A 268-nucleotide genomic window follows, 5' to 3' on the forward strand; every position below is an offset into this window, starting at 1 on the left:
GTTCGTCGATGCGCGTGGCGTCGAGTTCGACGCGCGACATCCATTGCTGCGCGGTATGGCGGATCTGTCCGTAATGACGCGCGCCCACGGCCATCAGCGGCTCGCCGATATTGGCGCCCGCCGAAACGCCCGCGCGCAGTCCGTCGCGCGGATTCTGCTGCACGAAGCCCCATTCGGTGCGCGCGAGCAGTCGGCGCCGCGGCTCGGAGAGCGTTCGCAGATCGAGCGTCTCGCCGTTCACGTTCAGGTAGTTCAGCGCGCCGGAATC

1 pseudogene is annotated in these 268 nt (G+C 67.9%); it reads right to left on the reverse strand.

Annotated features, from left to right (window positions below):
- Positions 1-268 (reverse strand): annotated as a pseudogene (gene phnK / locus SB751_RS31125) (phosphonate C-P lyase system protein PhnK); the annotation flags it as partial.

The organism is Cupriavidus sp. SIMBA_020, assembly GCF_046535395.1.
GTDB lineage: Bacteria > Pseudomonadota > Gammaproteobacteria > Burkholderiales > Burkholderiaceae > Cupriavidus > Cupriavidus campinensis.